Origin of the sequence: Companilactobacillus farciminis KCTC 3681 = DSM 20184, from assembly GCF_002706745.1 — a bacterium.
Classification (GTDB): Bacteria; Bacillota; Bacilli; order Lactobacillales; family Lactobacillaceae; genus Companilactobacillus; species Companilactobacillus farciminis.
This window is the reverse complement of the sequence record NZ_CP017702.1, coordinates 1,227,527-1,242,924: the sequence shown is the minus strand read 5'-3', so window position 1 is coordinate 1,242,924 and position 15,398 is coordinate 1,227,527. Positions and strand designations below refer to the sequence as shown.

Sequence of the window (15,398 nt, the reverse complement as noted above, 5' to 3'; positions counted from 1 at the left end):
TCCCCCTAGAGTAGTTTTTTATTTTGTTCCAGAAATCGAAATTCTTTTACCTGTTTCATCTGATTCAATGCTTGCAAATACTGCTCTCATTGAATTTATAACCGACCCAGCATCCGCTGAGGGTTCACGTTTTTCTAATAATGAGGAGATAAATTCATCCATTACGCCAGATTTAGTCTGATTATCATTAGTTTGAATTTTATCAATATCATATAGGATTTTTTCACCATCCTTTAAAATTACCTCAATAGAATACTTTGGATCATCGTAAATTCTCATGATTCCTTTACTACCATAAATAATTGTTGAGTTATCTTCCTCGCCATAGTATGTCCAACTAGATGTAACAGTACCAATAACACCATTTTCTAATTCATAAATACTGATAGCATTGTCGTCAACACTGATTAATTGTCCCTCGGAGTTTCTTTTATCCAAAGTAGCTAATTTAGCAGAAACGGATTTAACCGGGCTTTCAATTAAGAATTGAATCAAATCAATTTTGTGAACACCTAAATCGAATATAGAACCATACTTTGATTTATTTTTATCAAAGAACCAAGTATTAGGACCTCCATCGATACTCCAAGTCTCAGGTCCACCATGGCCGAATGTTGACTTGAATGTTAATACATTGCCAATTGCTCCAGCTTTTAAAAGTTCTTTTGCCCGAACATGTGCTTTAGCAAATCTTTGATTTTGATCAATCATTAAAGTCTTATGATTCTTCTTTGCAGTCCAAACCATTTCTTCGCTTTCCTCTAAACTTGTTGCCATTGGTTTCTCACAAAGTACATCTTTTCCTGCATTGAGTGCTTGTATTGAGATAGAAGCATGAGCAGAATTAGTTACACATACACTGACGGCATCAATTTCTTCATCAGAAAACATATCTTCAACACTTTCGTATACCTTTCCACCATATTGTTTAGAGATATCTTCAGCTCTTTGTTTATTAAAATCAAAATAACCACCGATTTTAACATTCTCATTAGATGCATATTCTGGAATATGTCTTGTTTGAGAAATACGACCACAACCTATAATTCCTACTGTAATCATTTTCTTCATCATTTGAGTCCCCCCTGCATTAATTTTTATTACAAGTGTTATAATATTTTACAAACGCTTACATTTTAATAATTTCAAATATTTCTGAAATATTTCATTACGGTAAAATTTCTTTTGTTCACCGTGGAATAAGGGTGTGCGGTGATGTTTGGGAAATTTTCACAAATTAGTTTTTGCTCAATTTTTTGAAATATATTGAAAGATTGTAAAGATTTTTTAGGAGGATTTCTAATGGTTAAGATAAACGCATATCAAGTTGCAAGAAAAGCTCATGTTTCTCCTGCAACAGTCTCTCGAGTTTTAAATCATAGGTCTAAAGTAAGCATAGAAACTGCAAAGAAAGTTGATGAAGCAATAGATAGTTTAAATTTTAGAGTAAATGAAGACGATGACAATAAGCATCTAATTATTGTCAGTGTTCCTGAACTTACTAATATTTTTTATACTGAAATTTTAGAAGGATCAAAAGCTGCAGCAAATGCAGCAAACTTTAAATTATTAATAGATCAGACAGAAATAACCGATGAAACCATTAATGGATTTGTCAGTTATATTGATGAATTGAGAGTTTATGGGATCATTTTGTTGAATCAGTTACCAACCAAACTATTAAACGTTTTGTCAAAACATACGAGAGTCGTACAGTGTTGTGAGTATAATATAGAATCTAATTTACCGGCGATATCAATTGATGATTATGCAGCGGCTAAACTTGCCACAGAGCAACTAATATCTTCTGGAAAAAATAAAATTGCAATTCTTAATGGCCCACACTCCTTTAAATATTCAAGGGAAAGAGAACGTGGCTTTTTGAAGGCACTGTCAGAAAATCACTTGAATTATAACGAAGATTGGAATATGGGACTTCCTGCAATAAGTTACGATATAGCATATCCTATTGTTTCCCAGATGCTTAATTCATTTAACAGACCCAATGCATTCTTTTGTGTTTCAGATACGTTAGGAGCAGCAGTAATTTCAGCAACCAGAAAATATAATCTTAAAATTCCAGAAGATATTTCAGTAATTGGATTTGATAATACGGTCTTGTCAAAAATTATTAGTCCATCCCTTTCAACAATTAACCAACCAAAATTTCAAGAAGGTTATACTGCAGTAGAACTATTACGTAAAAGCGACCATAGAAAGAACCATTTATTTTTAAAAACGGAATTAATAGTTAGAGAAACAACATAATTCTGTAGACAATTTTTATCTAGTTTAATAAATACGCAAAAAAAGGAAGAGCTGACAATCAACTCTTCCTTTTCTTTATCTAGCTGTAATTTGCATTCGACCATTAGTTTTTGAATGATACAAATTCTCATCGACTCGCTTATAAAAATCATTTGGATCATCATCTTTTTTTGACATCTCAGAAACACCAACTGAAACCGTGAAATCAATATGTTGTCCGTTGAAGTCGATTCCTAAATGATTCAGGGCGTTAAAAATCTGAGGTACAATTTTTTGTGTTTCATCCAAGTCATAACTAGGAAGCAAAACATTGAACTCTTCTCCACCCGTCCGATACAACTCAATTCTTGAATCATTTTCATTAATAACCGTTTGTACAACATCAACCACTTGCTGCAAAACTTTATCCCCTGCTAAATGTCCATAGGTATCGTTGATATGTTTAAAGTGGTCAATATCAAACATCATCATCGACAAGTGCAATTGATTGTGATGACTATTTTGAAATAAGCTGTCGATTTTATCCGCGTAGGCAGCATAATTCTTAGCTTGCGTCAAAGCATCAGAGTGAGCTGAGTGTGCTAAATTAGCTTTCAATCGCTGATTTTTATTCAACATACTGATGTAACTGTATAACAACGTTTGAAATATTAAGAAATAACTAATTTCTTGGACAAAAATGTACCATGATAATGAAAATTTGATTTTGACTAAAAACCACAATACCATTCCAAAAAAGGTGCCGGTCGTAAAGTAAATTGGAAACACGTTATTGCTCTTTTGCGACCATCTGTAGACGTGATTCATGCTTCGATAAAACGAAATAATTGCTAGAGAATATATCCAAGATTCCCAATACGAAAATGACGAGTTGATCCACATAAATACTATAACGATTGGCCAAAAGGCTCTAAATGGAACGTGAATGGCCAAAAAATACGCACAGAAAATAACTGCAATCAACTGAAAATTCATAAACAACCAGGAAATGTTTTGCCTCGCAATTCCTAACTGAAGACTATAAACAAAAATTAAAATGTAAATGATACCAAACCATGACTCAATTAAATGTTCTTTAATAACTGGAAATCTTAAGCGAATTTGCGATTTTAACCAATCAACAGAAACCACATATAATGTAAAAACTCCAAGAATGAAAAAGATGCTCGTTAGCACTGGTGTTACTTGCCAGACAGACCATGTCATTAATCATCCCTCCCACCTTAGGTATTAAACTATTCAACTTATTTTACTACTAATTTTTCCTTATTTTAAGAAATATTATTTTTGTTATAAAAAAAGAGACTACTGAACTAGTCGGTAATCTCTTTTAAAATAATATTGATTGACCAACATTAAACACTGAGACAAAACTTAATGCTGTCATTAACATCGTATAAGCCCTTGTAACTGAAGTTTCATTAAGCTTTTGATTGATCAAAGTACCAACGTATCCACCGACGATAGCCATCACACTAACGACGATAGCAACTTTATAATCTATATTAAACAAATCTCCATGCACTCCACTAAGTACTAATTTAGACAATTGAGCAAAGAATATTGTGGCGATTGAATAAATAGTTGATTCTTTCATCGTAAATGAGAACAAAAGCATCAGCATGGCAACATTCAATGGACCTCCACCGATTCCTAAGAATACTGAAATAGCACCTAACAACAAGCCGACTATGAAAATAGAATCAAATCTTTTTAATCGATATTTTCCAAAGTGGTTTTGATTCTTCGTATAAATCAAAATGAAAATTAACATGATTAGTAACAAGACGTTTTGAGTAATTTTAACTTGTGTATTTGAAAATAATGTTACGAAATTATTGAAAATCAATTCACCAATTACACCGCCGGCAACTGATCCTAACGAAATCGATAACAAAGTTTTCAAATCAAATGAGAAGCCACTCTTAGTTTGTTTAAAAATCGAAACGATACTCATGGTAAAGACTGCAATCGCTGAATAAACACCAATCGTAACTGCCGTATCTTGTCCCAACAAGTCAAACATTGGTTTTATTATGACTCCGCCACCCAAACCAGTTAAAGCGCCCAAAATAGTAGCTATCAAAACAACTGCGCTATATACGATTTCAATCACGTTCAACATCTCCGTAACGGCCAATAACTATTTTTTGGAACTCATCTTCACTCATCGATGGCTTACCTAGAAAACTTACCAGAATATCTGAACATTGACTCTTTGGCAAATTGGCAGTATTTAAGCATAGATCATAATGGTTAACATCGTTCCATTTGTCATCATTATTACCAATTCTAAAATACATTCTTCTTAATGAGTCTTCATATACCAATTTACTTTGTCTCAAAGAATCGTCAGTTAAGTTTTTATATCTAGGTTCATATGTAACACGAGAACACTTGGCATTAACGTCGTTATTATAAATAAAGACTTTTTTTACCGTATTATCCTTTGGGATATACTTCTCAATACCAAAATCATGAATTACGATATTGTCACTATTTGTTGTATCTAATATTTTGTTCATTATTTTCTTTTGAATATTACTCAAGTCATTTTTTAAGGATGCATCTGACGAATCACGCATTAATTTTTCAGTAATCAATTCGGACTGCTCAATCAAATTTTTTGAATCCGAGAATTCTATAACAAAACGAGCTTGATCCCAGAAGTCATAATCTAACTTGTTAGCTGCTGCTGAAACAATCCAACGTCCCATACTACAAAATTCACTGTTAACCAATGTTATATTACTCATTTTACATATGCTCCTTGCAATTCATTTTGTCTCTTTAAACTGAGGACATTTCTAACTTCGTCCTCTTCAAGATTTGCACCGTTACTTAAAATTACGTTTTTATACCAATTAAATGATTTCTTTTTGTATCTATTTCCAGTTCCACGTCCAAAGTTATCCATATCTACATAAATGAATCCATAACGTTTAGTCATTTGGCCTGTACTTGCAGCGACAAGATCAATTGGTCCCCAAGCTGTATAGCCCATGACTGGTACTCCGTCTATATTGATAGCTTTTTCTATTTCTAATAAATGTTTTCTTAAATAATCGATTCGATAATCGTCCTCAACTGTATAATGACCTTGTTTTTTGATGAGATTATCTTCTGCACCTAAACCATTTTCTACGACCATTACCGGTTTTTGATAACGATCATATAGAAAGTTCAAAGCAATTCTTAAACCTTTAGGGTCAATTTCCCAACCCCAATCACTCTTTTCTAGATAAGGATTTTCATAACCTGTTTCAAGACCATTTAAACCTTTAAAAATTCCTTTCGTCTTAGAACCACAAACGTGTGTCATATAATAACTGAAACTTATGAAATCGACTGTCCCAGCTTTTAGAATTTCATCGTCGCCAGTTTGTTTTGGCAAATTAATATTTAAACGTTCCAATTCTTTTAATTTATAATTTGGATAATATCCTCTAGATTGAACATCGATATAATAGATCATCTTATCTTGGAAATTATTATTTCCTTGTACATCATCAGGACTGGCACTATTGGCGTATGAAAAATGTCCGCAATACATTGCCCCAATTTTATTATTATCATCAATTTCATGAGCAATCTTTACAACTTTTGCTGAGGCAATTAATTGGTTATAAGCGGCAATATCTTTCGTCTTTTGATCTGCATCTAAAGAAATACCTCCAGCATTCCATGGCATCGTTGACATCACATTGATTTCATTAAACGTTAACCAATAATTTACACGTCCCTTAAAATGCTCCAATACCGTCGTGGCATACTTAACAAAGAAATCAATAGTCTTTTTACTCGTCCAAAATCCATACTTTTTAAGACCCATCGGTGTTTCAAAATGTGACAAGGTTATTAAGGGCTTAATTCCATAAGAAAGACATAAATCAATTACTTTATCGTAAAAAGCTAAACCTTTTTGATTTGGTTCTGCATTATCGCCATTTGGAAAAATCCGGCTCCAGGCAATCGACATCCGATACACATTGAATCCCATTTCTGCAAATAGACGAATATCTTCTTCATAATGATGATAAAAATCTATCGCATTGTGTGTTGGATAGTAGTATTTATCTTCATCGATTGTTTCAGAGATCACTCTTTTTTGTTTTCTACTTCCTAGAGTCATCATGTCTGCTGTACTTAATCCTTTGCCGTCTTCTAAATAAGCACCTTCGATTTGATTAGCGGCAGTTGCTCCGCCCCATAAAAAGTTCTTTGGAAATTTCATATTATCCTCCTCAGGCAATGTTCAATAATGAATCGCCAACGTTGATTTCTTTTAATTTTGATAGTGCAGTAATATTCTTATAATCATTACTATTTGTGACTACAATACTTGTAATCGTTTTTAAATGATGTTCTTTGATAAAGTCCAAATTAGCATCTAGCAATAAATCGCCTTTTTTAATTTGTTGATCTTTTTCTACGAATCTCTTAAAGCCTTTTCCGTTCAAACTAACAGTCTCTAGTCCAATATGAATTAAAATTTCTGCACCATTATTAGTCTTGATTCCAATTGCGTGGTTGCTGTCAAAAACAGCTGTGATGGTTCCATCTGCTGGAGCGTAAACTTTTCCGTCTTCCGGTTCGATGGCGATTCCTTGACCCATAGCACCACTAGAAAATACTTGATCTGGAACTTCCTTTAAAGAAGTAACTACACCGTGCAATGGTGATGACAATGTGTCAGGTATCTTATTTTTGACTACATCTTTTAATTTTGTATTTTTATCATTCTTTTCAGTTTTATCTGGGTCTGTTTGTTCATCTATTCCGATGATCAATTGAGCGACAAACGAAACTACGAATGAAATGGCACAACCAATTACGGCATATATGAAGTTAGACCAACCTTTAGTTCCAATAAAACTTGGTAAGGCAAATAGTCCTGGGGCGACTTGTGCATATCTAACAGTTCCAAAAATCCCGATAAATAATCCTGCAATACCCCCACCGATCATTGATGAAATAAGTGGCTTCTTGAACTTCATATTGACACCATACAAAGCTGGTTCTGTAATACCGGCTACGGCTGAAATACCTGTTGAAAGTCCTAATTCTTTAGTCTTTTTGTTTTTAGATTGAATACCTACTGCAAGTGCGGCACCACCTTGGGCGATATTTGAAACCATCATTCCGGGACCAGCAATAGAGTCAAATCCTTGTGTAGCTAATTGATTAATCCCGAGAGGAATCAAACCATAATGCATTCCGGTCATAACTAACAGTGGTGTGAATGTCCCAACTAATAGCGGAACTAACCATTGAACATGAACATCTAGGAAACTGAAGAATACTCCTAAGATACTTCCTAACCAATAACCAATAGGTCCAATGAATGTTAAAGTAGAAAATCCAACAATCATTAATGTTAATAATGGCGTCATGAATATTTTGATAGCTGATGGCATATGCTTGTCTATGAAGGGTTCTACATAAGACATAAACCACATAGCTAAAATAATTGGAATTACTGAAGAACTATATGTTGCCAAAGTAACTGGTACTCCGAATAAATTAATACCTGTATGATTTGCTTGAGCTTGATTTACCATTTGAATAAATGTTGGATAAATTAAAATTGCCCCAATTGACATACCAACATATTGATTAACTTTAAATTTTTTGGCAGCTGAATTCCCAATTAAAACTGGCAAAAAGTAAAATGCGGCATCTCCCATCAAATTTAAAATTTGGTAAGTTTGCGATTTGCTTGAAACTAAACCGACTAAAACTAATAAAATCAAAACGGTTTTCAGCATCCCGGCACCGGCTAACGCTGGTACGATTGGTACGAAAATACCAACAATGGTATCAAGTACTTTGGAAACAACCGACTTCTTTTCTTCTTTGTCTTCAACGGGTTTTGTCTCACCTATCGAATAATCATCAGTAATCGATTTATAAACGTTCTTTACATCGGGACCAATGATGACTTGATATTGTCCACCTTGATTAACAACGCCAACTACTTTGCTTAAATCTTTTAAATCGTCAGCATTTGCTTTTGAATCATCTTTCAAATTAAAACGTAATCTAGTAGCACAATGGGTTAATCCAGATACGTTATCAATTCCACCTACATTATCTATAATTGATTTTGCGAGCTGATTTTTACTCATTATTTACGCCCTCCTGTCTCTTTACGTTTTTCATAATAGCAAAAAAGAAAGCGCTAACACACAATCGTTAGCGCTTTCATAGGTGTTGCAGCAACATCTCAATATCTTACACAATTCCTGCAACAACGTTTCATTATTTAACTAATTATCTTCTAAAAGTGGATTTCTAGAAGATCGTCTATTTTCGAATAATTTGGAAACTTGTTTTTTATTATTTAATGCTTGTTCTTGATTCTCATTGACAAAATCGGCATATAGGATATCTAACACAAACATCGCAGATAAAACGGAGCTGAAATTACCCAAATTATTAATCAATTTCTCTCTAGTTGAAATGTAAATAACATTATTCGTCAACTCAGTCAACGAGTTTCCACCCATGGTCGTTACTGCTACAAATGGCAATTGCTTATCATTTAATCTATGAGCAATCTTTAACAAATTATCTGTTTCGCCAGAATAAGATAGAAGGATGAAAAGACTATTTGCATCCGAATAATTAGCTTTAAAGAAGGCATTGTCTCCTCTTCTTTCTACTGAAACAGTTTTCCCAACTTTTATCATCTTATTTTCAAAATTTTCTGCTGCCAAAATCAAATCCCCGGCGGCATAAATATATATATGATCACAATCACGAATCAAATACTCAATCGTATTCAGACTGGATTTCTTCAAGAGAGCTAAAGAATCGTCAATTATTTCCTTATACAAAGTACCAATTTTATTATTGACAATCGCTGTCGTATCTTCTGATAAAAAGGGTATATTAGGATCAATATTATTAAAATGTGAATCCAAATATTCATTCTCTTCTTGATATTGTTTTACAAAATCAGGATAGCCTAAGAATCCTAATTTTTGACAAAATCTGGTAATCGTCGAAGCAGAAATATACAGTTCTTTAGCGATAGTATGCGTACTAATTTTTACTAAATCATTCTTTCTCCTCAAAAAGAAATCCCTAATCAATAATTCCGCATCTGTACCTTTTTGAAAATTATTTAGCCTATCTCTTATTAACAAGACATTACCTCCCTTTTAACAATAATTATGCAACGTAAAGAATCAGTTCACAACAACTTAAAGTCCATAAAAATAGCCCTCAGCGAAATAAATTCGTTGAAGGTTATCTTTTTCACTTATCAAATTCCTCTAAATCCGGAATAGTAGTAAGCGTAACATCGTAGACATCGTATTTTTGATAAAGTTCTTCTTTAATCTTTTTATTCAACTGATAAATTGACATCGCAGTATCCTCAGCAGCAACTTTCACAAAAATATCTACAATCAACATATTTCCATTATATCTGCTGGTCAAATCAACCACATCACGAACTTCCTCAATATTACCAATATCTTGGCGCATATCTTTTTCCAATTCTGGATCAACATAATCAATCAAATTCAACGAAGATTCCTGAAAGATCACAATTCCTTGCCACAAAATAAAAATTCCAATTACTATACTTACTGCACTATCGAGAAAAGCTACTTTCAAAGCCATCGACAACAAAACTGTAATCATCGTACTAAAACTAGTCACGACATCACCTAAGCTATCCTTTGCGGCAGCTTGTAAAGAGGTATTTTTCAACTTCTTGCCATTATGATAGTTAAGATACCAAACTACTAACATCAAAATAGTTGCGATACTTGCTCCGATGGCGGAAACAAAGTTAGGACTTTCAACATTGCTTAAATTCATTAGTCCCTTTATGCCACTGTAAACAATTTGAATGGCAATCAAAATAATAATAAAACTAGTCATCAAAGTAAAAACTGTTTCCAACCTAAATCGTGAGAGCTGCAACGAATTCTTACTACGAATATTCTCCTTGGGTAGATCTCGTCCTAAAATATCATCGTCATCAACATTAGTTGCTTCTTTGATACCCAAAATTAATACGCCTGTTGAAATAACACCTGAAAGATTATTTAAGGCGTCCGCCCGCAGTGCTTGGGAATTACCGATTTTAGCTAACCAGTATTCAACAATAGTTATCAAAATATAGATGAATACATTAATGTATAAAAATCTTATTGAATAGTTTAATTTATTTATTTCTTTTTCACGAAGTGATCTTTGTAAATGAGATTCTTTAGAAAAATAATCATTAATTTTTTTCATAATTTGCCTCGGACTAAGTAAATAACAAAGACCAAAAAATGTAAAGAAAATACTCATTTCATCATCGATAAAGCCAAATTCAGGACCTTTTCTCCATTCATAGTTCCAAAATCCTTCATATCAATCACAGAAACCGGCACATCAACCTCTTTGATTACCAAATGATACATGTACTGAATCTGTGGTCCCAACAAAATAACGTCAGGATGATACTTCTTACATTCGTCGGGAATGATTGATCCAGCGGTCGCAAATATTGATACATCAACATTTCTTTTCACCGCTTCCTTCTCCATCTTCGTCACCAACAACGAAGTAGACATCCCTCCAGCACATGCCAACATGATTGTTTTTGACATAAACCTGGCCTCCTTTTTATGTATACGTTTCCATTATACGGCAAAAAAAGGCCCAGAAATCATCCGACTTGTGGGTCTTAACTTATATATCTTATTTATCTAATTCATTAATCTGAGTTTGAACTGGTAATCTTGTGATGCAAACATAATTAAACTCTTGCAATCAAACTGTCATTCAAGCAAGCTGATTCAAGAAACTTATTACAATGCCATGGTAATATAATACAATCCACTTAAACCGATAAAAATATAAATTAAAGTCTTCATAAAACTAATATTTAAGTGGCTGACTAATCTATTAGCAATAAAAGTCCCGATAATTGATCCGATGATTCCAACTGCCACAAATTTCAAATTATTCAACGACAAAATACCGTTAGCAAAACGCAGACTAGTCATAATAAAAGTATCGATTAAAAAGAACGTCTGAACACTTGAGAGGTATTCCTCTTTAGTATCAGAAATTGTCAAAAAATATAACGCCATCAACGGTCCACCAATGCCAAACATTCCGTTGAAAAAACCTGATATTAAAGCAAAAATCACCATAACAAAAATTGGGATTTTACTGATCGTAATCGATTTCCAATTCATCACTACGTAATATAGAGACAAGGTAACTAATAACAATCCTAACAACAGTTTCAAATGACCGGCCGGTAAGCCGCTACTCAAATGTAAAGACACTATTGCCATCAAAATATAAATCAAAAACGGCTTGACAATTTTTTGCCATTTAAAATATTTTCGATAATACCAAACAATCATCACATTGGCTACCACCATTGTTAATGTTGAAACACCGGCACTCTGATTTATTGGCAATAAATATGGTAAAAAGACCATCATCACAATACCTGAACCAAACCCAGTCACACCTTGAACAAAACCCGCCATCATAGCAGCGGCTAACATGATAATTATCCAAGTCATCTGACAATCACTTCACGATTCCAACGATTATTTTTGATAATATTGTTCATCTCCCGGTAGCGACAACAACTTAGGTTTGCGATAAGAATTACATAAGTTTCTTTAACTTGTTGAACCAATTGTTCTATTTGTTGTTTCATAAATATCTCCTCTTAAAAAATTTCTCAACGTACAACAAATTGCAATTATATACAACGTGTCATCTTAATGTTTTGAATTTTAATATGTTTTGAACTTCAATTAAAGAACACTTCTTAACAATATGATTTTTTATGGACAGATTTAAAAAACTGTCAGGTAATTTGCTTAATAATAAAAATTGCATTGGACAAAAAAAAGGCCCAGAAATCATCTGACTTCTGGGTCTTTACTTATATATCTTTATTTATCTAATTCATTAATCTGAGCTTGAACTTGCTCATTACCTCTAAATTCATCATAAGTAGTATCACTACGATCAACCGCGCCATTAGCAGTTAAGTAAATTAATCTGTTAGCAACTGTCTGAATGAATTGGTGATCATGTGATGCAAATAAAATTGAACCCTTGTAATCAATCAAACTGTCATTCAAAGCAGTAATTGATTCCAAATCCAAATGGTTAGTTGGGTCATCTAGTAACAAGACGTTAGCTTTTAACAACATCATCTTTGACAACATGACACGAACTTTTTCACCACCGGATAAAACGTTGACCATCTTAGTAACATCGTCGCCAGAGAACAACATTCTACCTAAGAAACCACGCAAGAATGTATCATCATCTTCACCCTTTTCGGCAAATTGACGCAACCAATCGATAATTGGCGTTTCTTCATCAAACATAGCGTTGAAGTCTTTTGGTAAATAAGCTTGGCTAGTCGTAACTCCCCAAGTAACAGTACCGGTATCAGGTGTGATTTCACCAGTTAAGACCTTGAATAAAGCTGTTGTGACCATATCATTTTTAGCTAAGAAAGCCACTTTGTCATCTTTATTCAAAATAAAACTAACATTCTTCAAGATTTGTTTGCCATCGATAGTAACTGATAAGTCCTTAACTTGTAGCAAGTCATTTCCAATTTCTCGGTTAGGAACAAACTTGATGAATGGATAACGTCTCGAACTAGGTTGGATATCGTCCAAAGTAATCTTATCGAGCATTTTCTTACGTGAAGTTGCTTGTTTAGACTTAGATGCGTTAGCTGAGAAACGGGCAATAAAGTCTTGCAATTCTTTGATTTTTTCTTCTTTTTTGGAGTTTTGATCTTGCTTCATTTGTTGAGCTAGAGCTGAAGATTGTTGCCAGAAATCATAGTTACCAGCGTAAAGTTGAATCTTGCTGTAATCGAGGTCAGCCATGTAAGTACAAACTTTATTCAAGAAGTAACGGTCATGGGATACGACAATAACAGTATTTTCAAAGTTGATCAGGAATTCTTCTAGCCAATCGATTGAATCCACATCCAAACCATTGGTAGGCTCATCTAGTAGCAAAACATCTGGCTTACCAAAGAGTGCTTGAGCTAACAAGACCTTGATCTTTTGACCAGCAGTTAGGTTAGCCATTTTTTCTTGATGCAAGCTTTCAGGAATATTCAAACCTTGAAGCATTTGTGAAGCTTCACCTTCTGCTTCCCAGCCGCCCATTTCGCCAAATTTAGCTTCTAGGTCAGCTGCTCTCAAACCGTCTTCTTCACTGAAGTCAGGCTTCATATAAATAGCATCTTTTTCTTGCATGATTTCATACAAGTCAGTGTGACCCATGATGACAGTTTCCATAACTGTATAGTCATCGTAGTCGAAATGGTTCTGTTTCAAAGTTGCTAAACGTTCATTGGGTCCAAGTTTAACTGAACCAGTTGAAGGTGCAATTTCCCCAGACAAAACTTTCAAGAAAGTTGATTTACCGGCACCATTAGCACCAATCAAGCCATAACAGTTACCGGGTGCAAATTTGATATTCACATCTTCAAATAGCTTTCGGTCGGCAAAGTGCAAACTTACGTCATTAACAGTAATCAAATATATAATCCTCATTTCATAAACATAGTTAATGTGCATTATACGGACTATTTTCAACTGATGCAAGCGATTTGTCACAATGTCATGGCAATATAATAGATCCCACTCAATCCAATAAAGATGTAAATCAAAGTTTTCATGAAACTAATGTTCAGATGACTGACTAAGCGATTAGCAATAAAAGTTCCAACAATTGAACCTATAATTCCAATAGCTACATACTTCAGATTATCCAACGACAAAATACCGTTAGCAAAACGCAAGCTAGTCATAATAAAGGTATCGATCAAAAAGAAAGTCTGAATGCTTGAAAGATATTTTTCCTTGGAATCAGAAATGGTTAAGAAATACAATGCCATCAATGGTCCACCGATTCCAAACATCCCGTTGAAAAAGCCTGATATCAAAGCAAAAATAACCATAACGAACAGTGGAATGCGACTGATGGTGATCGATTTCCAATTCATAATCACATAATACAAGGACAAAATTACCAGCAACAATCCTAAGAGCAACTTCAAATGTCCAGCTGGTAGTCCACTACTCAAATGCAGGGAAATTATTGCCATGGAAATGTAAATCAAAAACGGCTTGATAATCTTTCGCCATTCAAAGTACTTGCGATAATGCCAAACGACCATTACATTAGCAACGACCATCGTTAACGTCGAGACTCCAGCACTTTGATTTATCGGCAATAGATGCGGCAGAAAAACCATCATCACGATACCTGATCCAAAGCCAGTCACCCCTTGAACAAAACCAGCCAACATCGCGGCAACTAGCATGATAATTATCCAAGACATATAGAAACCTCACTATGATTATTATTTTTTATAATATTGTTCATCTCCCGGCAAAGATAACAATTCTGGTTTGCCATAGTAATAACCCTGGCGCAAATTAATACCTAAATTGCTACTCATTTTGGCATCTTCATCATCTTCAATTCCTTCCAAAATCAGACGTTGACCATATTCTTGACTAATTCCTTGCCACATGATCAATTTTTTCTGCAAGTCTGGATCCTCATTTTGTGAATTGAAGTTTTGAAGTGCAAATTTTAATTCAGAAGCCATGGGCAAAAAACATCTGATTGCATCCAAACTGTTATCCCCAGTACCAACATCATCCAACGAAATTTGCATCCCGTGTTCCATGAATTTACGCAAGTGCGGAATCAAGAAAGCATCGGAATATTTCTTAGGTCCCTCTTCTTCAGTCAATTCAACGACTACCTTCGTAGGAAATAACTGTAATTGACTCTGAATGATAGCATCTTCCATCCTCGTATCAAGCAATTGCTCACGATTAACATTGACCGAGCAGTAATCCACTTTCAATCCTAAAATCTTGGTCGTTGCGATCAATAATTTTGAAGTCGTTTCGGTGCTAATTTCTGAAAAGGATCTGGGCAATCTCCACCCTTCTGGAGTTAATTGTTTGATCAATAATTCATAACCAAAGATAGTATCAGTCTTAATATCAATTTGTGGTTGTACAAAATAGCGATAAATTTTATCCATAATCTCAATTCTTCCTTATATATCAAAACGATATATTTACTTTTTATAGCAA

General features: G+C 34.0%; 15 protein-coding genes. 1 reads left to right on the top strand and 14 read right to left on the bottom strand.

The window, feature by feature from the left end; translation table 11 throughout:
• Positions 1 to 18 precede the first annotated feature (18 nt).
• Positions 19 to 1,074 carry a Gfo/Idh/MocA family protein gene (locus LF20184_RS06110; RefSeq protein ID WP_198403329.1) on the bottom strand — a complete coding sequence of 352 codons (1,056 nt, stop codon included), beginning with the start codon at positions 1,072 to 1,074 and terminating at the stop codon, positions 19 to 21.
• Between the two features lie 228 nt (positions 1,075 to 1,302).
• On the opposite strand from LF20184_RS06110, the gene LF20184_RS06105 reads away from it, so the two are divergent.
• Positions 1,303 to 2,268: a LacI family DNA-binding transcriptional regulator gene (locus LF20184_RS06105; protein ID WP_010019605.1), complete on the top strand. Its 966-nt coding sequence runs from the start codon at positions 1,303 to 1,305 to the stop codon at positions 2,266 to 2,268.
• 75 nt (positions 2,269 to 2,343) lie between these two features.
• Here LF20184_RS06105 and LF20184_RS06100 read toward each other — a convergent pair whose 3' ends face one another.
• The 13 genes from LF20184_RS06100 to LF20184_RS06045 all read right to left on the bottom strand — a co-directional run bounded on the left by LF20184_RS06100 (position 2,344) and on the right by LF20184_RS06045 (position 15,346).
• Positions 2,344 to 3,474, bottom strand: a complete 1,131-nt coding sequence (locus tag LF20184_RS06100) for a GGDEF domain-containing protein (RefSeq protein ID WP_010019603.1) — start codon at positions 3,472 to 3,474, stop codon at positions 2,344 to 2,346.
• A gap of 124 nt (positions 3,475 to 3,598) precedes the next feature.
• Positions 3,599 to 4,393: a sulfite exporter TauE/SafE family protein gene (locus LF20184_RS06095; protein WP_198403328.1), complete on the bottom strand. Its 795-nt coding sequence runs from the start codon at positions 4,391 to 4,393 to the stop codon at positions 3,599 to 3,601.
• Positions 4,377 to 5,024 (bottom strand): cytidylate kinase family protein, encoded by a 648-nt coding sequence (locus LF20184_RS06090; RefSeq protein WP_010019601.1) that lies wholly within the window; start codon positions 5,022 to 5,024, stop codon positions 4,377 to 4,379. The genes LF20184_RS06095 and LF20184_RS06090 overlap by 17 nt, the downstream gene beginning before the upstream one ends.
• Entirely contained in the window at positions 5,021 to 6,502 is a 1,482-nt protein-coding gene (locus tag LF20184_RS06085; RefSeq protein ID WP_010019600.1) for a glycoside hydrolase family 1 protein, read from the bottom strand. Before LF20184_RS06085 ends, LF20184_RS06090 begins: the two co-directional genes overlap by 4 nt.
• A gap of 10 nt (positions 6,503 to 6,512) precedes the next feature.
• Positions 6,513 to 8,396: a beta-glucoside-specific PTS transporter subunit IIABC gene (locus tag LF20184_RS06080; RefSeq protein ID WP_056945258.1), complete on the bottom strand. Its 1,884-nt coding sequence runs from the start codon at positions 8,394 to 8,396 to the stop codon at positions 6,513 to 6,515.
• Positions 8,397 to 8,537: 141 nt separating this feature from the next.
• Positions 8,538 to 9,419, bottom strand: a complete 882-nt coding sequence (locus LF20184_RS06075) for a MurR/RpiR family transcriptional regulator (protein ID WP_010019594.1) — start codon at positions 9,417 to 9,419, stop codon at positions 8,538 to 8,540.
• A gap of 112 nt (positions 9,420 to 9,531) precedes the next feature.
• Positions 9,532 to 10,524 carry a cation diffusion facilitator family transporter gene (locus tag LF20184_RS06070; RefSeq protein WP_010019593.1) on the bottom strand — a complete coding sequence of 331 codons (993 nt, stop codon included), beginning with the start codon at positions 10,522 to 10,524 and terminating at the stop codon, positions 9,532 to 9,534.
• Between the two features lie 53 nt (positions 10,525 to 10,577).
• On the bottom strand, positions 10,578 to 10,883 hold the full coding sequence (locus LF20184_RS06065) for a PTS sugar transporter subunit IIB (RefSeq protein ID WP_010019592.1): 306 nt from the start codon (positions 10,881 to 10,883) through the stop codon (positions 10,578 to 10,580).
• A 201-nt stretch (positions 10,884 to 11,084) separates the two neighbouring features.
• Complete coding sequence (locus tag LF20184_RS06060) at positions 11,085 to 11,816, bottom strand: sulfite exporter TauE/SafE family protein (protein WP_010019591.1); 732 nt, start codon at positions 11,814 to 11,816, stop codon at positions 11,085 to 11,087.
• Entirely contained in the window at positions 11,813 to 11,956 is a 144-nt protein-coding gene (locus tag LF20184_RS12740; protein ID WP_010019590.1) for a hypothetical protein, read from the bottom strand. The genes LF20184_RS06060 and LF20184_RS12740 overlap by 4 nt, the downstream gene beginning before the upstream one ends.
• 241 nt (positions 11,957 to 12,197) lie before the next feature.
• Positions 12,198 to 13,820: an ABC-F family ATP-binding cassette domain-containing protein gene (locus LF20184_RS06055; RefSeq protein WP_010019589.1), complete on the bottom strand. Its 1,623-nt coding sequence runs from the start codon at positions 13,818 to 13,820 to the stop codon at positions 12,198 to 12,200.
• A gap of 74 nt (positions 13,821 to 13,894) precedes the next feature.
• Positions 13,895 to 14,626: a sulfite exporter TauE/SafE family protein gene (locus tag LF20184_RS06050; protein ID WP_010019587.1), complete on the bottom strand. Its 732-nt coding sequence runs from the start codon at positions 14,624 to 14,626 to the stop codon at positions 13,895 to 13,897.
• 21 nt (positions 14,627 to 14,647) lie between these two features.
• The gene (locus tag LF20184_RS06045; RefSeq protein WP_010019586.1) at positions 14,648 to 15,346 is read right to left on the bottom strand and encodes an EAL domain-containing protein; all 699 of its coding nucleotides are present in this window, start codon (positions 15,344 to 15,346) and stop codon (positions 14,648 to 14,650) included.
• Between the last annotated feature and the right edge of the window lie 52 nt (positions 15,347 to 15,398).